We start from the raw sequence: 18608 nt of genomic DNA on the forward strand, positions 1-18608 counted from the left end.
TGACACTGAGCTGAACGGAGTAGTCGATGGCGGGAACGTGTAGGGCGTTAGCAACTCCGGCGTATTGACATGTTCTACTTCTAATGTTGTGTTTTCTATTGTCTTCGCTGCGCTGCTGCTTGTTGCACTAACGCCGGTCACAAGCCCGGCTCCTACAAGCAAGGCCGCGACAGAGCTTGCACCGACCGTCCGGAGGGATCGAATTCTTGAGTTCATAATTCGAACGTACTGATCAAGAACCCAAGCCTCAATACAACCTGTGGCTCAACATCTTGCGCCGAATTGAGGACCAAAAGGGGCCTGAGAGTGGCATCGACTCTCGCGAGAAAGCCCGACCATCACCAACACCAACGCCGGGTCGCCGGCTCCGACACCACCGATCATAGCCGGGCTTCGCCCTGTGCGTGAGCCAGCAGAAAGGGCAGGCAAAAGCGCGATGCGCTCGGCTCGGGCGGCGATTCGTCGGTGCATCGCAACGGAGCATATGCCGCAGTCCGACGAATACGGCAAGCATCGACATAGTGCGTTCTCGCCGCATCGACGATACTGGCTGTTGATGAATGAATCGAACGAACCAGCAGCACCGCCGGCGTTGCGCGTCGACGATCTATTCGTCATCTATGGTCAACGGACCGCGGTCGATGGCATCAGTTTTCAGATCGATCGGGGAGAGATCTTCGGCTTGCTCGGCCCCAACGGCGCGGGAAAGACGAGTACGCTCAATGCCATCGAGGGGTTGGTGAAGCCCAAGTCCGGGCGTTTGCTCGTGGATGGTGTCGATGCTCGACAACGTCCGCTCGAGGCAAAAGCCCGCCTCGGAGTGCAATTGCAATCGTCCAGCTTCCAGGCAGAGCTGAGCATCGGGCAGATCGCAAGGCTCTATGGCGGGTTGTACGGAGTGCGTTTGTCTCACGAAGAAATCGGCGCGAGCATGCGAACGATCGGACTCGACCAAGAAGTGGGCAAACGATTCAAACAGCTTTCCGGTGGCCAGCAGAAAAGGCTGGCGCTGTACATCGCGACGATTCATGACCCTCTCCTTGTGCTGCTGGACGAGCCGACCGCCGGCCTGGATCCTCAGTCGAGGCGCGGACTGTGGCGACGCATCGAGCAGCTGCGGGGCGAGGGTGGCAGCATCCTGCTCACCACCCACTCGATGGAAGAGGCGCAGGCGGTTTGCGACCGGGTGGCGATCATCGATCATGGAGCTCTACTCACTCTCGGCACCCCGTCGGATCTCATCGCGAAACACAAGGACGATCCTCGCGTTCTGGAGGTGGCACACGGTTCGGTGACGCTCGAAGACGTGTTCATCGGCCTGACGGGAAGTGAGATCCGTGCCTGAATTGATCATCGCCCGTCCCCCGATAGGTTTGGCTATGCGTTCGCTGCTTCGCGCCGACGCCATCGTTCTTCTCCGAAGCAGGGTCTCGGCGTTTTTGAGCATTCTTTTGCCGATCGTGATCCTGGTTGCCACCACACTGGGAAAAGCTGAAACGCGGTTCGGTGGGCCAGGAGCTCTCATCGGCTTGGCCCTTACCCTCGGCTTGATCACATCCTGCCTTCTGGGCTACAGCCTGACCCTCGCGCACGACCGTGAGGTCGGTGTACTGCAAAGACTCCGTGTGAGCCCGGCGCCAACCTGGACGATCATGACCAGTCGCCTCTGTGTTCAGGTCGCCGCCAATCTGATCGCCTCCATCGTCGTGGTCATCGTCGGCGCCATCCTGCACGGCCTGACGCTGGGCACCTGGCAGTACGCCTTGGTGCTCGCCATCGCCATCCTCGGTGCCGCCGTGTTCCTGGCAATCGGACAGGCTCTCGTCGGGTTGGTGCAATCCACCAGCGCCATCAACGCCATCGGCCGGATCCTCTTCATCATCCTGGTGCTTCTCGGCCTCCTCGGCGAAACCGGGATCCTCGGCGACACCGTGAAATCGATCGCAGGGCGGTCGCCCGTCGGAGCCCTCATGTCCTTGTTCTCCGACGTGCTGAACCAGACGGCGTGGAGCGATCAAGACACCTATTCGCTCCTAGCCTGCGTCGGATACGTCATCGTGTTCGCCTTCGTCGGCATTCGCTGGTTCCGCTGGGACGCCCGATAACAGAACGACCGTGGTCAGTCCCGCCGACCGCGCCACCCCCGCCGTGGCGGCAGACTTGCGATCGATGGTTCTTAATGTAAGTATCTGCGTATGAATGCAGATACTAGATGCGGCCTCTCCCCCGATAGCCATTACGTCGAACTGGCCGTCGAGGTGTTCTCGATGCTCGCCGACGCGACCCGCATCCGCATCATCCTCGCGCTCCGCGACGGGGAACTGGCCGTGAACCGCCTCGCCGAGGTCGTCGACAAGTCGCCGGCTGCCGTCTCCCAACACCTCGCGAAGCTGCGTCTGGCCCGGATCGTCGCCACGAGGCAGGAAGGCACCCATGTGTTCTACCGACTCACGAACGAACACGCACGTCAATTGGTCGCAGACGCGATTTTCCAGGCCGAGCACACGCTCGGCGACTCCCCCGCGCATCACCAGTCCGCGCACATCATGAGGTCTGTCGCGAGCGGCGCCCGTGATTGAGGTCCTCCGAAATCCGTCGTATCGAAAGCTGTTCAGCGCCCAGGTCGTCGCCCTGATCGGAACCGGCCTCCTCACTGTCGCCCTCGGTTTACTCGCTTTCGATATCGCGGGCGGCGATGCAGGCTTCGTGCTCGGCACCGCACTCACGATCAAAATGCTCGCCTATGTCGGCGTCGCGCCGATCATCGCGGCGCTCACCGGGCGCATCCCGCGCAAGCTGCTGCTCATCTCCGCAGACGTGCTACGCGCCGGAGTCGCTTTCTCTCTCCCATTCGTCACCGAAGTGTGGCAGGTCTTCGTGCTGATCTTCGTACTGCAGGCCGCCTCGGCGACGTTCACTCCCGCGTTTCAGGCCGTCATCCCAGATGTACTCCCCGACGAGAAGCAGTACACGCGAGCCCTCTCACTCTCTCGGCTGGCCTACGATCTCGAGGCGCTCGCCAGCCCCATCCTCGCAGCCATACTTCTCGGCATCATGAGCTATCACAGGCTGTTCGTCGGCACGGCCGTCGGCTTCGTCGCCTCCGCCGCGCTCGTGTTGGCGACCGTCTTCCCGCGACTTCGGCCTGCGCCGCAGACGCCGTTCTTCGAGCGCCTCACTCGAGGTGTCCGAGTATTCCGGCGCACCCCCGAACTTCGTGGCCTCCTCGCCATGAACCTCGTGGTCGCGACCTCGACCGCGATGGTGATCGTCAACACCGTCGTACTCGTTCAAGGGCTGCTCCAACGACCACAGACGGATGTCGCACTCCTCCTCGCCGCCTACGGCGCCGGCTCGATGCTCGTCGCGCTCGCCCTCCCAAAGATCCTCGACACGCTGCCTGACCGGCCGATCATGCTGGCGGGTGCCACGGCTCTGCCCATCGGACTCATCGCGACCGCCGCCCTGACCGCCGTGCCGGCGACAGGATACGCGTGGGCGGCCCTCCTCGTCGTCTGGTGCCTCCTCGGTGCCTCGACGTCGCTGATCCTGACGCCTTCCGCGAGGCTCCTGCGCCGATCCTCGGATGAGATGAGCCGACCAGCGGTCTTCGCCGCACAGTTCTCTTTCTCACACGCATGCTTCATCCTGACCTACCCGGCGGCCGGCATCCTCGGATCAGTGCTCGGCCTTCCCACCACCGCCGTCATTCTTGCCGCAATCGGCATTCTCGCGGGCGTCGCCGCACGCCTCGCGTGGCACACGCCGAGCCCACCCTCAGAGCTGGCCGCTCAGCCATCCCCATCCGCCGAGACTGCATGAATCGTCAAAAAGCGCCCCCTATTCGACGATTCATGCAGTCTCGGCGGATGGGATGACGTGGGGCTTAGCTGCGTCGGCCGATCTTTTCGAGGCGGCGGGCGGACGCCGGCATCCCGAGCTCGCCAAGCGGAGAACTGTTGTCGGGGACCGGCTTGTGCTCGATCACGGGACAGTTCAGTACTGTATTGGGCGTCGAATGGTCGATGAAGTGCTCCCCCATCGGATGCCCGCACAGGGGGCATGCCGCCAGCCTTGTCGGCCGGTCAGCCTCGCCGTATTCCGTCACGGGCGGAGGGCCGAACGCCGGAGAGAGCTTACGGTTCATCCACTCGAAGAAGTGCACGAACCCATTGTCGGCTGCTGCAGCATCTCGCGTCCGGGCCATGCGCACATCATACTCGCGATTTGACATATTTCACCCGGCTATGCTATGCGATTCCGATGAATGGCATCACGGCTCACCGAACCCTGTCTCGATGAGATCGGCGAGAGCGTCCACCGCGCCACGAGAACCAGTCTCGGGCGAGGAAACCTCGGCGACCATGCCCTTCGTCAGCCCGAGAGCCATGATCCCGAGCAGGCTCCGTGCGTCGGTTCCGTTCACGGTCACCCGTTCGGTGAAGGAGTTCGCAAGCTTCACGAACTGGGCGGCCGGTCTCGCGTGCAAGCCGTCCTTGTTCACGAGGGCGACGGTCCGGCTGTAGCCAGACGGGGCGTTCGCCGACGCCACCGCGAACTCAGAAGACGTGGCTCCTGCGGATTCCGCGGCAGCCGCCACAGCGTCGAGTCCCCCCACGATCTCCGCCGCGACCGACGCCGCAACGCCTCCCTCGACGAGCGGCGCGTCGACGATGCGCACGCGGCCCCGCACATCGTCGTCGAGGAAATCGACGGCGGTCTCCGCGGTCAAGATGGCAGAGCCGAGATCGCAGATGATGACGACTCCAGCACCGGCGTCGACAGCCGAGATCCCTGCTGTCACCTTTTCAAAGCTCGTTCCGATGCGTCCATCATCCGTTCCACCCGCGGCGGACATGAGCACGGTCGGGGCCATTTGGGAGGCGAGCTCGATGAGCCCCTCGGCGATCTTGGCGCTGTGCGACACGAAGACGATGCCGACCCTGGGCTGTGGATGCACGGTGCCAGCCTCGACTTCCGTCTCAGGCACCGGCTGCGACATCCGCTGCGGCACGCAGGAGAAGCGCGGTCGACTGGGCCCCTGGGTCACGGTGACCGATCGCGCGTTCGCCGAGATAGCTCGCCCGGCCTTTCCGGGCGACGAGCGGCTCGGTCGCGACAGCACCCGCCTCGGCCGCAGCAGCCGCAGCGGCCAGGATCTCCGTCTCGCCCGCGCCCGAACTCTGCGCGGTCTCGGCGGCGACGACTGCCGGCGTCCAGGCATCGATCATGGTCTTGTCTCCCGGCTCCGCCTTGCCACGCAACACGATACCGTCACGGGCTGCCGTGAGCAGGGCGACGAGCGCGGCACCGTCGAGCGCGGTCTCGGCACCGACGGCGCCGGATGCTTTGAGATAGGCGGTCCCGTAGAGCGGACCAGCCGCTCCCCCAACCGTCGAAATGAGCGTCGTCGCGACGAGTTTGAGAACGTCACCCGGCGTGGCCGCAGCCGGCAGGTCATCGAGCTTGGTCAACACGGCCTGAAAGCCTCTGTCCATGTTCTCGCCATGATCACCATCGCCGATCTCGCGATCCAGAGTGATCAGTTCGACGCGATGCTCCGATATGACTTGCGCGCTCCGCTTCATCCAGGCGACCACCCAGGCGACATCCACACTCATGCGTGTGTCCTACCTTCCCCACCGTAGCGCCGCCGTCTGCACGGGTGCATCCCACAGAGCGGTCAACTCGTGGTCGAGCTTCAACACCGACAGGGAGACCCCCTGCATTTCCAACGAGGTCGTGAAGTTGCCCACAAGCGACCGGGTGACCTCGATCCCCTGCGCGGCGAGCACTTCAGCGGCGCGCCGGTACACGATATAGAGCTCGATCTGTGGAGTGCCGCCCATTCCGTTGACGAAGAGCAACACCGTGTCGCCCGCCACGAACGGGATGTCCTCGACGATCGATGCAAGCAGTCGGTCGACGATCGCATCGGCCGGCTCCAGCTTGATGCGCTCGCGTCCGGGTTCGCCGTGGATGCCGATGCCGATCTCGATCTCGTCGTCGGCGAGCGTGAAGCTTGGCTCACCGGCATGCGGCACGACGCAGGGCGTCAGAGCGACACCCATCGACCGCACGTTCGCGATCACCTTCTCGGCGACGGCGGCGACGGCGTCCAGGGTGTCCCCGCGCTCGGCCGCTGCGCCGGCGATCTTCTCTACGAGCACGGTGCCGGCGACACCGCGTCGTCCGGCAGTGTAGAGCGAGTTCTTCACGGCGACGTCGTCGTCGATGACGACGGAACGCACCTCTAAGCCGTCCGCGGAGACGAGGTCGGCCGCAGTCTCGAAGTTCAGCACGTCGCCGGTGTAGTTCTTCACGATGTGAAGAACTCCCGCGCCGCCGTCGACGGCCTTCGTCGCCGCGAGAATCGGGTCGGGTGTCGGCGACGTGAAGACCGCCCCAGGCACCGCCGCATCGAGCATCCCGAGACCGACGAACCCGGCATGCAAGGGCTCGTGACCGCTGCCGCCACCGCTGACGAGGCCGACTTTGCCTGAGACGGGAGCATCCGCTCGGACGACGAAGACAGGGTCGAACTCCACTCTGACAAGATCCGCGTGGGCGGCGGCGAATCCGGCAACCGCCTCGTTCACTACGTTCTTCGGATCATTGATGAGTTTCTTCACGAGTCTTCCCTCCATCAAGCATCGGCTCATCGCGGCCCGGCGCAGAGCGGTCACCTGCCAAACTTACGCGCTGGCCGCATCTCGAAGTAGGGTTCGCCGGAGATTCGCGCTGTCCATTCCTCCCTTGCCGATCAGAACGTAGTGTGGAGGAAAGACCCCGCTGTGTGGTTCCGGCGATGCGAAGTCAGGCAAGGAGGTCAGTGTGGGCAGTCTCGGTATCATCTTTCTTTCGGAGTTTGTGGGTACGGCGATGCTCGTTCTTTTGGGTTGTGGTGTGGTTGCCAATGTCGCTCTCGCTAGGAGCAAAGGCTTCAATGGTGGTTTTCTGATGGTGAACTTCGGCTGGGGCCTCGCGGTCTTCGTCGGCGTCATCGTGGCCTACGCTTCGGGCGCGCACATCAACCCGGCCGTCACGCTCGGGCTCGTCGCGAGTGGTGCGACGGAGTTCGGCAATGCCGCGCTGGGCACGACGGTTCCCGTTGACGTGCTTACGGTGCTGACGTATATCGGCGCGCAGTTGCCGGGTGCGGTTCTGGGTGCGGTCGTCGTGTGGCTCGCTTATAAGCGGCATTTTGACGCGGAGCCAGAGGCGGCGAGCAAGCTCACGGTGTTCTCGACCGGTCCGGCTATCCGCTCTTATGGATGGAATCTCGTGACGGAGATCGTCGGCACTTTCGTGCTGGTGTTCGTCGTCATCGGTTTCGGTCGTAATGGGGATGCTTCGGGTCTGGCCGCGTTGGGCGCTTTGCCAGTGGCTTTGCTCGTGATCGGTATTGGTGCTTCTTTGGGTGGGCCGACCGGGTATGCGATCAATCCGGCTCGTGATCTGGGGCCGAGGATCGCTCATTTCATTCTGCCGATCAAGGGCAAGGGCTCCTCGGATTGGTCCTATTCCTGGGTTCCCGTCGCGGGTCCTGTCATCGGTGGGCTTCTCGCTGGCTGGGCGTCTCATTGGCTTTTGCCGATCCTCGGTTAGCGGTTGGCGACCCGATTCGGGTTGGCGGGCCGGTTGGCTTCGTCATCATTCATGGCCGGTTCCCGGCCGATGCAAGGAGATAGAAACATCATGGGCGGTTATGTTCTCGCGATTGATCAGGGGACGACGAGTTCGCGTGCGATTATTTTTGATGGGGCGGGGTCAGTGGTTTCGTCGGGTCAGCTTGAGCATGAGCAGGTCTTCCCGAGGGCGGGGTGGGTGGAGCATGATCCGAGAGAGATCTGGGACAACACGCGTGAGGCTATCGGCCGGGCTTTGGCGAAGGCGAGTCTGACTCGTCATGATATCGCGGCGGTCGGCATCACGAATCAGCGTGAGACCGCGGTGGTCTGGGACAGGTTCACGGGCGAGCCTGTTTATAACGCGATCGTGTGGCAGGACACGCGCACGCAGGACATCGTGGATCGGCTCGCGGCTGATGGTGGGGTGGAGCGGTTCAAGCAGAAGGTCGGGTTGCCACTGGCGACGTATTTCTCGGGCACGAAGATCGTCTGGATCCTGGAGAACGTTCCCGGTGCCCGTGCTCGAGCGGAAGCGGGCGGGTTGTTGTTCGGCACGACCGATAGTTGGGTGTTGTGGAACCTGACCGGCGGTGTCGATGGTGGCATCCACGCCACGGACGTCACGAACGCGAGCCGTACGATGTTCATGGATCTGGAGACTCTCGCCTGGGATGAGGAGATCCTCGCGGTGTTCAATGTGCCGAGATCGTTGCTGCCCGAGATCAGGTCATCTTCCGAGATCTACGGCACGGTGCACACCTCGAGCCTGCTCCGCGAGGTTCCTGTCGCGGGCATCCTCGGCGATCAGCAGGCCGCGACGTTCGGGCAAGCCGCCTTCGACGCCGGCGAAGCGAAGAACACCTACGGCACGGGCAACTTCCTCATCTTCAACACCGGTGAGGAGATCGTGCACTCCAGAAACGGACTCCTCACGACCGTGGGCTACAAACTCGGTGACCAGCCCGTGCACTACGCCCTCGAGGGATCCATCGCCGTGACCGGCTCCCTCGTGCAATGGCTCCGCGACAACCTCGGACTCATCGACACCGCGGCCGAGATCGAGACCCTCGCGAACACTGTCGATGACAACGGCGGCGCCTACTTCGTCCCCGCGTTCTCGGGACTCTTCGCACCCTACTGGCGCCCCGACGCCCGCGGCGCCCTCGTCGGACTGACCCGCTACGTCAACAAGGGCCACATCGCCCGCGCCGCTCTCGAAGCCACTGCCTTCCAAACCCGCGAAGTCCTCGACGCCGTCAATGCCGACTCCGGCGTGCCCCTGACCGAACTCAAAGTCGACGGCGGAATGATCACCAACAACACCCTCATGCAATTCCAAGCCGATATCCTAGACGTTCCCGTCATCCGCCCCGTCGTCGCCGAGACCACCGCGCTCGGCGCCGCCTACGCTGCCGGCCTCGCGACCGGCTTCTGGTCAAACCTCGACGAGCTCCGCAACAACTGGCAAGAAGACACACGCTGGGAACCCCACCTCGACCCCGCCGAACGCGACCGCCTCAACCGCAACTGGAAGAAAGCCGTCACCAAAACATTCAACTGGGTCGACGCCGACGTCATCTGAGCGAATGGCGGCCACGCGACTTCGGCAGTACGGCTAGCGTCGCGTAGCGGTCGTCCATTGCTCGAGCTTGGCTGTGGCCGCGCCGGAGTCGATGGTCTGGGCGGCGACGGTCATCTTGTTCGCAAAACGCTCGAGAATGCTCGTCTGCACCTGCGTGGGATCCTTCGCAAGCGCATAGGCGACCATGCCTGCCGCCGCGTTGAGCAGTACGATGTCGCGCACCGGGCCTTTCTCCCCAGCGAGCACAGCACGCGCGATCGCCGCATTCTGCACGGCATCGCCGCCGACGAGGTCGGAGATCTTCGCCCTCTTGATGCCGAGGTCGCGGGGATCGATGTCGTGTTCCGTCACCATTCCTCGCGTCACCTCCCAGACATGGCTGTGCCCCGTCGTCGTGAGCTCGTCGAGACCGTCGTCACCGCGGAACACGAGCGCTGTGGCTCCACGTGTCTGGAAGACGCCGACGAAGAGGGGCACTCGGTCCAGAGCGGCGACGCCAACAGCTGAGGCTTCGGGCCGGGCAGGGTTGCAGAGCGGGCCCAGGTAGTTGAACACCGTGGGAATACCGAGATCCGTGCGCGCGACCGCTGCATGTCGGAACCCAGGATGGAAGGCCGCCGCATAGGCGAAGGTGATGCCCGTCTCACTCAGGATCTCAGCGACCCGTTCGGCCGAGAGGGTCAGATCGATGCCGAGCGCCTCGAGCACATCGGACGAACCCGACGCCGAACTCGCTGCGCGGTTGCCGTGCTTGATCACGGGCACCCCGGATGCCGCCGCGACGATGGAGGCCATCGTCGAAACGTTGACCGTGCCGAATCTGTCACCACCCGTCCCCACGATGTCGAGAGCCATCGAGTCGACCGGCAGCGGGACGGCGTGCCCGAGAATCGCGTCGCGGAAGCCGACGATCTCATCGACGGTCTCGCCCTTCGCCCGCAGGGCGATGAGGAAACCCGCGAGCTGAGCGGGGGTCGCCTCCCCTGTCATCACCTGCTCCATGCTCCACGCGGCATCCGCGACGCTCAGGTCTTGCCCGTTGAGCAGGGAGCTGAGGACGGACGGCCACGTTTGAGTTTCCAGCATTTCCCAATCCTATGCGGCACCACTATTCACCGAGGATTCACAGTGTTCATTCCTTGATAGTTAGGCAAACCTAACCTCGAGATTGCCACGACAGGCCTCCGACAATGAGAAAACGGCGCTCCGATATCGGCCATAATGGAACGGTGACGAGCACCTTGATTACTCAACCGGCGAGTGCGCCCGCGATCAACCGGCCCAACACTGTGGCGGTGGGCACCATCGTCTGGCTGGGCAGCGAGGTCATGTTCTTCGCCGGGCTCTTCGCCATATACTTCACGCTCCGCTCGACGAGCCCCGAGCTGTGGGATGCGGAAGCGAGCCAACTGAACTTCCCGTTCGCTCTCACGAACACACTTGTCCTCGTCGCTTCGTCGTTCACGTGTCAGTTCGGCGTCTTCGCCGCAGAGCGCATGCAGCCGCGATCGACGGGATGGAAACCGACGCAGTGGGGCGTCGTCGAGTGGTTCTTCCTCAGTTATGCGCTCGGAGCGATCTTCGTCGGCGGTCAGATCTTCGAATACGCCACGCTCGTCTCCGAGAGCATCGCGCTCGACTCCAACGCCTACGGGTCGGCCTTCTACCTCACGACCGGCTTCCACGGCCTGCACGTAACGGGCGGCCTGATCGCCTTTCTGCTCGTCATCGGCCGCGTATTCGCGGTCAAGAATTTCGGACACCGGGAGGCCACGAGCGCCATCGTCGTCTCTTATTACTGGCACTTCGTCGACGTTGTCTGGATCGGGCTCTTCCTGGTCATCTACGTTCTCAAATAGGAATCAGGAGCGGACTACTTTCCCATGCCCGAGAACAGAAAAGCTACAGCTCGCGTGAGCCGCAAGACAGGACGTCGTCACCCTTTGGCGACCGTTGCGTTGCTTGCGATCGGCCTCGTCTTCACCGGTGGAGCATACGCGGCGCTCAGCGCGACCACGGCGTCGGCCGAAACCGATATCGCCTCGCAGCAGACGATCGATGAAGGCAAGAAGCTCTTCCAAGCCAACTGCGCCACCTGTCACGGTATGAGTGCCCAAGGAACCGGAAACGGCCCGAGCCTCATCGGCGTCGGTGCCGCATCCGTCGACTTCCAGGTCGGTACCGGTCGCATGCCGATGCAGATGAACGGACCGCAGGCCCAGCAGAAGCCGGTGCAGTTCACCGACGAGCAGATCAAGCAGTTCGCCGCCTACGTGGCCTCGCTTGCTCCGGGTCCGGCCATACCCGCACCAGAACTCGTCGACGGCGGCGGTAACGCGGCGAACGGCGCCGAACTCTTCCGCATCAACTGCGCCATGTGCCACAACGTCGCCGGAGCCGGTGGTGCCCTCACCGAAGGCAAGTTCGCTCCGGAGCTGACGAATGTCTCCGGTGTGCACATCTACGAGGCCATGGTCACCGGCCCACAGAACATGCCTGCGTTCAACGACCTCAACATCTCGCCAGAAGACAAGCGGGACATCATCACGTACCTCAAGTACGTTCAGGACAACCGCTCCCCCGGAGGTTTCGAGCTCGGTTCGCTCGGTCCCGTGGCGGAGGGCCTGTTCATCTGGATCTTCGGTCTCGGCACCATTGTCGCCCTGACCGTGTGGATCACGGCGAAGTCGAACTGACCGGCGCCCGGCAATGACACAGCGTGAAAAGGAGAACCATGGCACAGGACGATAACGGCGGCAGGGAGATCATCGCTGCCGATTCGTCGGGCGCCGCGCACGCGGAGGAATCCGCTGGCACCGCCGTCGCCGCACGGGATGCCCTGTCAGATCCTGGTCTTCCGCCGCACCGCGCGCGAGTCACAGACACGGACGCTAGAGCCGAGAAGCGCGCCGAGCGCACCGTCTACACGCTCTTCTATCTGTCGATCGTCGGCAGCATCTGGGCCATCGCGGCCTACATGCTGTTCCCGATCGAGTCGAACAACGTCGGCGATGTCCGCCTCAACACGCTCCTCATCGGTCTCGGCATCGCCCTCGCCCTGCTGGCCATCGGAATCGGCGCGGTCCACTGGGCCAAGACTCTCATGTCCGACAAGGAAGGCATCGACGTTCGTCACCCCGTCCGCGGCGACGAGGAGACCAGGGCTCGCGCCGTGGAGATCTTCCAGGAGGCCAACGAGGAGTCCGGATTCGGGCGCCGCACGCTCATCCGCAACAGCCTGATCGGAGCGCTCATCGCGTTCCCCTTGCCCGCGATCGTACTCTTTCGCGGCCTCGGCCCTCAGAACGAGAACCCGGTCGCGCTCCTCTCCCATACCATGTGGAAGAAAGGCACCCGTCTCGCCCTCGACCCGAGCGGTACGCCGATCATGGCAGCGGATGTCACCGTCGGTAGCGCATTCCACGTGATCCCCGAGGGCCTCAACGAACTCAAGACAGGCAAGCTGGAAGAGAAGGCCAAGGCCGTCGTCCTGCTCATGCGTCTGCGTCCGGAGGATCTCAACGAGCTGCCGGAACGCAAGGACTGGTCGTACGACGGCATCGTTGCATACTCGAAGATCTGCACCCATGTCGGATGCCCTGTCGCCCTCTACGAACAGCAGACGCATCACCTGCTGTGTCCGTGCCATCAGTCGCAGTTCGACGTGGCCAACCACTGTGCGGTCATCTTCGGTCCGGCCGCGCGGCCCCTGCCGCAGCTGCCGATCGCTGTGGACGCCGAGGGATACCTCGTCGCCCAGAGCGACTTCCACGAACCTGTCGGCCCGAGCTTCTGGGAGCGTCATTGAGCACCGCAACTACTACGAGCCCGCCGGCAGCCGACGTGAACGAGCCAGCGAAGAAGCCCGGCGGATTCACCGCCGCGGCGTCCAATTACCTCGATGAGCGCACGGGCATCTCTGGCACCGTCAAAGAGTTCGGCCGTAAGATCTTCCCCGACCACTGGTCGTTCCTGCTCGGCGAGGTCGCACTCTTCAGCTTCGTCGTCATCCTGCTCACCGGCACGTTCCTGACGTTCTTCTTCCAGGCGTCGATGGCTGAAGTGCACTACGATGGATCCTTCGTGCCGCTCAAGGGCGTCGAGATGTCGGTCGCGATGTCGTCGACGCTCGACATCTCCTTCGACATCCGCGGTGGATTGCTGATGCGTCAGATCCACCACTGGGCGGCTCTGCTGTTCGTGGCTGCAATCGGTCTGCACATGCTGCGCATCTTCTTCACCGGTGCGTTCCGCAAGCCGCGCGAGCTCAACTGGGTGATCGGCTTTGTGCTCTTCATCCTTGCGATGGCAGAGGGCTTCACGGGCTACTCACTGCCCGACGACCTGCTCTCGGGCAACGGTCTCCGCATCATCGATGGCATGGTCAAGGGCATCCCGCTCGTCGGCACCTGGATCTCGTTCCTCCTGTTCGGCGGCGAGTTCCCCGGCACCGACATCGTCGGCCGTCTGTACACCCTGCACATCCTGCTGCTTCCCGCGATCGTCGTGCTCTTCATCGCCCTTCACCTGCTGTTCGTGGTCGTGCACAAGCACACCCAGTACCCGGGAGCGGGCAAGACCCAGCAGACGGTCGTCGGCTACCCGATCCTTCCTGTGTACGCGGCGAAGGCCGGCGGTTTCTTCTTCATCGTCTTCGGTGTTCTCGCCCTCATCGCCTCCTTGTTCACGATCAACCCGATCTGGAACTACGGACCGTACGACCCGTCGCCCGTCTCCGCCGGAACGCAGCCGGACTGGTATATCGGCTTCGCCGACGGTGCCTTGCGTCTGATTCCACCGGGCTGGGAGTTCGTCTGGCTCGACCGCACCTGGTCGTTCAACATCCTCGTGCCGCTCATCGGCCTCGGATTGTTCATCGTCACCGTGCTCGTCTACCCCTTCATCGAGGCGTGGATCACGGGCGACAAGCGCGAGCATCACGTGCTCGACCGGCCGCGCAACGCTCCGACCCGAACGGCGATCGGCGCCGCCGGCGTCACGTTCTACGCGGGCCTCTGGGCAGCCGCGAGCTCTGACATCATCGCGACGCACTTCCGTCTCACGATGGAAGGCGTCATCCACACCCTCCAGGGGATCGTGATCCTCGGTCCGATCATCGCCTACCTCATCACGAAGCGCGTATGTCTCGCATTGCAGAAGAAGGATCGCGAGATCGTGCTGCACGGCTACGAGTCCGGGCGCATCGTGAAACTGCCCGGCGGTGAGTTCATCGAGGTGCACGAGCCCGTCGACGAATACGAGCGCTGGCGTCTCGTGGACTACAGCGACTACAAGCCGCTCATGATCCGCCCGAACGCGAAAGGGCAGATCACCTTCGGGCAGCGTCTCCGGGCGAGCCTCTCGCGGTGGTTCTTCGAAGACCGCATCGCACCGGTGACCTCGACGGAAATCGAACAGTCGCACGGCGAACACCACTAGGCGTCCGGCACCACCCTTTCTTCGGCCACCGCATGACACTCCAGACTCTGTCTGAGTGGCTGCGGTGCCCGAAGTGTCTTCTGGACCTCGAAGCTACTCCCCCGCTCTCGCTCCGCTGCAAGACCGGACACAGCTACGACGTCAACAAGCGCGGCTACCTGAACGCGCTTCGCGCGGGGTCCGGGCTGATCGGTGACTCAGCGGCCATGCTGGATGCCCGTGACCGTGTGCTCGAGAGCGGCGCCTACGCCCCGATCAGCGATGCGCTGCTCTCGTTGCTTCCCTCCGCCCCTCCGCGACGCGTTCACGACGCCGGCTGCGGCACTGGACACTATCTCGAGGCGGCGCTCGAGGCAGCAGCGCCCGACGCCCGCGGGCTGGCACAGGACATCTCGCCTAGCGCCGTCTCGCGCGCCGTTCGGCGTTCGCAAGCGATCGACGGGCTGATCGCCGACACCTGGGCGCCGCTCCCCCTCCGCAGCGGTTCGGCCGACATCGTGCTCTCCATCTTCGCCCCTCGCAACCTGCCGGAGCTCCACCGCATCCTGACGCCCGTTTCGGGCAGGCTCCTCGCCGTTGTGCCACGGCCAGAGCACTTCCGGGAGTTCCGCGATGCCCCCGGCATGCTCGCTGTGCCGGAAGAAAAGGCCGAAAGGCTCATCGAGAGCGCCGGGCCTCTCTTCGCCCTCGACGCGCGCGACACCGCCATGGCGAAGACCCCGGTCACGCCGGAACTGGCGGCATCGCTCATCGACATGGGTCCCTCAGCGCATCACCGCTCCGCTGAGAGCGAGAGTTCCTGGCGATCGCCCGCCACCGTCACGATCAGCGTGGACGTGCTGCGGTTCCGGCCACGGGAGGTTTGATCACCGGGCGAAAAGCCCTCGATAGTACTCGAACACCCAGCCGACGATGCTGATCAGGCCGATGCCGACCGCGATGAATGCGATCCAGAAGCCGACGGCCAACCCGAGGAGCAGGAGACAGGCTGACCCCGCGAGCATGATCGGCCACCAACTCCACGGGCTGAAGAAGCCGAGCTCCGCGTCACCATCGTCGATGTTGCCGTCGAGGCGGTCCTCCGGCAGTTCGCCACCCTGGGCACCATGCACACGCCCCAGGTAGAACGCGATAAAGGCGCTCAGAACCGCGCACAAGCCCAACGCGACGGCACCGACCCACTCGACATGGCCGTTCTCCGCGATCGTCCAGAAGATGTAGGCCACCGACGTGAGAACGAAGAAGACCGTCAGTATCCAGAACAGATTGATGTTCGCGCGCATTACTTGACCTCCTCCGAAGCGATGTCGTACGTCGGGGCATCCGGCGCGTCCTTGGCAGGACCGATGCCGAGCGGAACCGCTGCCTCAGGGTGGTTGAGATCGAATGCCGGACGCTCGGAACGGATACGAGGGATCGAGGTGAAGTTGTGGCGAGGCGGCGGGCAAGAGGTCGCCCACTCGAGGGATCCGCCGTAGCCCCACGGGTCGTTCACCGAGACCCTCGGCGCCTTGCGGGCCGTGATGTATACGTTGAGAAAGAACGGGATGAGGGAGACGCCAAGGATCATCGCGCCGACCGTCGAGAGTTGGTTCATCCAGGTGAAGCCGTCCGTCGGCAGGTAGCTCGCATAGCGTCGTGGCATGCCGACCACGCCCAGCCAGTGCTGCACAAGGAAGGTCGTATGGAAGCCTATGAAGAGCAGCCAGAAGTGCCATTTCCCGAGACGCTCGTTGAGCATCTTGCCCGTCCACTTGGGCCACCAGAAGTAGAAGCCTGCGAACATGGCGAACACAACGGTGCCGAAGACGACGTAATGGAAATGGGCGACCACGAAATAGGTGTCGGAGACGTGGAAGTCGAGCGGCGGCGATGCCAGGATGACACCTGTCAGGCCACCGAAGGTGAAGGTGATGAGAAAGCCGATCGCCCAGAGCATCGGCGTCTCGAAGGTGACGGAACCCCGCCACATCGTCCCGATCCAGTTGAAGATCTTCACGCCCGTTGGAACGGCGATGAGCATCGTCATGAGTGAGAAGAACGGCAACAGCACCGATCCCGTCACATACATGTGGTGGGCCCATACGGTGACCGACAACGCGGCGATCGCGATCGTCGCGTAGATCAACGTCTTATAGCCGAAGATCGGCTTGCGGCTGAACACCGGGAAGATCTCCGAAACGATTCCGAAGAACGGCAGGGCGATGATGTACACCTCGGGATGGCCGAAGAACCAGAACAGGTGCTGCCAGAGTATGACGCCGCCATTGGCTGGATCGTAGATATGCGCCCCGAATACGCGGTCGGCTGCGGCAGCGAGCAGAGCAGCCGCGAGCACGGGGAAGGCCATCAGGATGAGGATCGAGGTGACGAGGGTGTTCCACGTGAAGATCGGCATGCGGAACATGGTCATCCCCGGTGCACGCATCGTGATGATCGTCGTGATGAAGTTGACGGCGCCGAGAATCGTTCCGAAACCGCTCGCGCCGAGCCCCAGCATCCAGAGATTGCCGCCGATACCCGGCGAGAACGTCGTCGACGCGAGGGGCTGATAGGCGAACCAGCCGAAGGATGCGGCACCCTGCGGGGTGAGGAAGCCGGCGACGGCCATGAGGCTTCCGAAGCTGAACAGCCAGTAGGCGAAAGCGTTGAGGCGAGGGAACGCGACGTCCGGCGCACCGATCTGGAGCGGCATGAGCACGTTCGCGAATCCCGCGAAGAGCGGGGTCGCGAACATGAGCAGCATGATCGTGCCATGCATGGTGAATAGCTGGTTGTACTGCTCTTTCGTCTGCAGGATCTCGAGCCCCGGCTGGAACAGCTGGGCACGGATGACCAGGGCCATGACGCCACCGATGCAGAAATAGACGAACGAGGTGATCAGGTAGAGATACCCGATGACCTTGTGATCGGTCGAGGTGATCCACTTGACGAGGGTGTTGCCCTTGCGCCCGACCTTCGACGCGCCGAACGGCTGTGTGCGTTCTTGAGTGGAAGCCGGTGCTGTGACGATGCTCATGGCTTAGTGCCCCTCCTCGGACGTCGGCGCTTCGGTACCCGGCAGATTCTGGTTGCGGTCGAACTCGGGGCCGAGCTGACCCTTCTGGCCCGCAGCGCGCAACGACCCGATGTAGTCGTCGTATTCGGCCTGCGACACGACTTTGACGTTGAAGAGCATGAGCGAGTGATACTCACCGCACAACTCGGCGCATTTGCCTTTGTACGTGCCTTCCTTCGTCGGCGTCACATACATGTAGTTGGTCTTGCCCGGGAACATGTCTTTCTTGTAGAGGAAGTCGATGACCCAGAAGGAGTGGACGACATCGCGTGAGTCGAGCGCGATCTCGATCTTCTTGTCGACGGGCAAATAGAGGGTGGGCAGTTCGGACTCGACGAGAGCGCCCTTGGGGCCGTTCGCGTCGGGGCTGCCCTGGACGCCGGGCGAATAGACGTTGTCGTCGACGTAGTTGAAGTCCCACGCCCACTGCTTGGCCATGACCTGGATCTTGAGGTCGGGCGAGGCGAACGGCTCCTCGATAGCCGCCTGGTCACGAGCGGTGAAGGCGAAGAAGCCGAGCACGAGGATGAGCGGCACGATCGTGTAGAAGATCTCGATCGGCATGTTGTAGCGCAACTGCACCGGAAGCCCGGTCTGGCCCTTACGACGGCGGTAGACGATCACCGCCCAGATGATGAGTCCCCACGTGATGATACCGACGATGAGAAGGACGATCCAGGATGTCGTCCATAGACCGGAGACCATCTGGGTGTTCGTCGTGACGGGCTTCTCGCCCTCCACGAATCCCGGGAGGAAGCCGTTGAGCTGCGCCTGGGTGCACCCGGCGAGAACTACGGCAAGCGTCGCTGCGATCGGAATTGCAGCCCATCGGAGTCGGCGATTGTTGCGCACCGGTGACCTTTCGGGAGACTCGTAGGCACTTCACAGGGAAGTGCAT

The 18608-nt window shown here is 63.2% G+C and carries 19 protein-coding genes; 11 read left to right on the forward strand and 8 right to left on the reverse strand.

The window, feature by feature from the left end:
* Window positions 1–484 precede the first annotated feature (484 nt).
* From ACFQB0_RS05960 to ACFQB0_RS05975, 4 genes are all read left to right on the forward strand, one after another.
* Window positions 485–1345 carry an ABC transporter ATP-binding protein gene (locus ACFQB0_RS05960; protein ID WP_386728745.1) on the forward strand — a complete coding sequence of 287 codons (861 nt, stop codon included), beginning with the start codon at window positions 485–487 and terminating at the stop codon, window positions 1343–1345.
* A 34-nt stretch (window positions 1346–1379) separates the two neighbouring features.
* Window positions 1380–2105, forward strand: coding sequence for an ABC transporter permease (locus ACFQB0_RS05965; protein WP_386728747.1), 726 nt, complete (start codon window positions 1380–1382; stop codon window positions 2103–2105).
* 90 nt (window positions 2106–2195) lie between these two features.
* A complete protein-coding gene (locus ACFQB0_RS05970; protein WP_386728750.1) occupies window positions 2196–2579 on the forward strand; it encodes an ArsR/SmtB family transcription factor in 384 nt (127 codons plus the stop codon).
* On the forward strand, window positions 2572–3822 hold the full coding sequence (locus tag ACFQB0_RS05975) for an MFS transporter (protein ID WP_386728752.1): 1251 nt from the start codon (window positions 2572–2574) through the stop codon (window positions 3820–3822). The genes ACFQB0_RS05970 and ACFQB0_RS05975 overlap by 8 nt, the downstream gene beginning before the upstream one ends.
* A gap of 64 nt (window positions 3823–3886) precedes the next feature.
* On the opposite strand, the gene ACFQB0_RS05980 is transcribed toward ACFQB0_RS05975, so the two are convergent.
* The 4 genes from ACFQB0_RS05980 to dhaK all read right to left on the reverse strand — a co-directional run bounded on the left by ACFQB0_RS05980 (window position 3887) and on the right by dhaK (window position 6632).
* The gene (locus ACFQB0_RS05980) at window positions 3887–4165 is read right to left on the reverse strand and encodes a hypothetical protein (protein WP_386728753.1); all 279 of its coding nucleotides are present in this window, start codon (window positions 4163–4165) and stop codon (window positions 3887–3889) included.
* Between the two features lie 108 nt (window positions 4166–4273).
* Window positions 4274–4990 carry a dihydroxyacetone kinase phosphoryl donor subunit DhaM gene (gene dhaM / locus ACFQB0_RS05985; protein WP_386728754.1) on the reverse strand — a complete coding sequence of 239 codons (717 nt, stop codon included), beginning with the start codon at window positions 4988–4990 and terminating at the stop codon, window positions 4274–4276.
* Entirely contained in the window at window positions 4983–5621 is a 639-nt protein-coding gene (gene dhaL / locus ACFQB0_RS05990; RefSeq protein WP_386728756.1) for a dihydroxyacetone kinase subunit DhaL, read from the reverse strand. Before dhaL ends, dhaM begins: the two co-directional genes overlap by 8 nt.
* 9 nt (window positions 5622–5630) lie before the next feature.
* Window positions 5631–6632, reverse strand: coding sequence for a dihydroxyacetone kinase subunit DhaK (gene dhaK / locus ACFQB0_RS05995; protein ID WP_386728758.1), 1002 nt, complete (start codon window positions 6630–6632; stop codon window positions 5631–5633).
* A gap of 202 nt (window positions 6633–6834) precedes the next feature.
* Between dhaK and ACFQB0_RS06000 the strand changes: the two genes are divergently transcribed.
* Together ACFQB0_RS06000 and glpK are read left to right on the forward strand one after the other, a co-directional pair.
* Window positions 6835–7608 carry an MIP/aquaporin family protein gene (locus ACFQB0_RS06000; RefSeq protein ID WP_449280265.1) on the forward strand — a complete coding sequence of 258 codons (774 nt, stop codon included), beginning with the start codon at window positions 6835–6837 and terminating at the stop codon, window positions 7606–7608.
* 90 nt (window positions 7609–7698) lie between these two features.
* Window positions 7699–9213, forward strand: a complete 1515-nt coding sequence (glpK, locus tag ACFQB0_RS06005) for a glycerol kinase GlpK (RefSeq protein ID WP_386728761.1) — start codon at window positions 7699–7701, stop codon at window positions 9211–9213.
* Window positions 9214–9246: 33 nt separating this feature from the next.
* On the opposite strand, the gene trpD is transcribed toward glpK, so the two are convergent.
* Entirely contained in the window at window positions 9247–10299 is a 1053-nt protein-coding gene (gene trpD / locus ACFQB0_RS06010) for an anthranilate phosphoribosyltransferase (protein WP_386728764.1), read from the reverse strand.
* Between the two features lie 104 nt (window positions 10300–10403).
* Between trpD and ctaE the strand changes: the two genes are divergently transcribed.
* From ctaE to ACFQB0_RS06035, 5 genes are read left to right on the forward strand one after another with little or no spacing between them, the layout of a single operon-like run.
* Complete coding sequence (gene ctaE / locus ACFQB0_RS06015) at window positions 10404–11072, forward strand: aa3-type cytochrome oxidase subunit III (RefSeq protein WP_386728767.1); 669 nt, start codon at window positions 10404–10406, stop codon at window positions 11070–11072.
* 24 nt (window positions 11073–11096) lie between these two features.
* Window positions 11097–11909 carry a cytochrome bc1 complex diheme cytochrome c subunit gene (qcrC, locus tag ACFQB0_RS06020; protein ID WP_386728769.1) on the forward strand — a complete coding sequence of 271 codons (813 nt, stop codon included), beginning with the start codon at window positions 11097–11099 and terminating at the stop codon, window positions 11907–11909.
* 38 nt (window positions 11910–11947) lie between these two features.
* Window positions 11948–13021 carry a cytochrome bc1 complex Rieske iron-sulfur subunit gene (gene qcrA, locus ACFQB0_RS06025; RefSeq protein WP_386728772.1) on the forward strand — a complete coding sequence of 358 codons (1074 nt, stop codon included), beginning with the start codon at window positions 11948–11950 and terminating at the stop codon, window positions 13019–13021.
* Window positions 13022–13056: 35 nt separating this feature from the next.
* On the forward strand, window positions 13057–14652 hold the full coding sequence (gene qcrB, locus ACFQB0_RS06030; protein WP_449280267.1) for a cytochrome bc1 complex cytochrome b subunit: 1596 nt from the start codon (window positions 13057–13059) through the stop codon (window positions 14650–14652).
* A gap of 32 nt (window positions 14653–14684) precedes the next feature.
* A complete protein-coding gene (locus ACFQB0_RS06035) occupies window positions 14685–15518 on the forward strand; it encodes a methyltransferase domain-containing protein (RefSeq protein WP_386728776.1) in 834 nt (277 codons plus the stop codon).
* Here the strand turns inward: ACFQB0_RS06035 and ACFQB0_RS06040 are convergent, their stop codons facing one another.
* Genes ACFQB0_RS06040 through ctaC form a run of 3 tightly spaced genes read right to left on the reverse strand, consistent with a single transcriptional unit; the run spans window position 15519 to window position 18562 of the window.
* On the reverse strand, window positions 15519–15935 hold the full coding sequence (locus ACFQB0_RS06040; RefSeq protein ID WP_386728778.1) for a cytochrome c oxidase subunit 4: 417 nt from the start codon (window positions 15933–15935) through the stop codon (window positions 15519–15521). It abuts the gene before it with no gap.
* Entirely contained in the window at window positions 15935–17671 is a 1737-nt protein-coding gene (gene ctaD / locus ACFQB0_RS06045; RefSeq protein ID WP_386728781.1) for an aa3-type cytochrome oxidase subunit I, read from the reverse strand. The genes ACFQB0_RS06040 and ctaD overlap by 1 nt, the downstream gene beginning before the upstream one ends.
* A gap of 3 nt (window positions 17672–17674) precedes the next feature.
* Window positions 17675–18562 carry an aa3-type cytochrome oxidase subunit II gene (gene ctaC, locus ACFQB0_RS06050; protein ID WP_386728783.1) on the reverse strand — a complete coding sequence of 296 codons (888 nt, stop codon included), beginning with the start codon at window positions 18560–18562 and terminating at the stop codon, window positions 17675–17677.
* Window positions 18563–18608 lie beyond the last annotated feature (46 nt).

Source organism: Luethyella okanaganae (assembly GCF_042660285.1).
In the GTDB taxonomy this organism is placed as follows: domain Bacteria; phylum Actinomycetota; class Actinomycetes; order Actinomycetales; family Microbacteriaceae; genus Luethyella; species Luethyella okanaganae.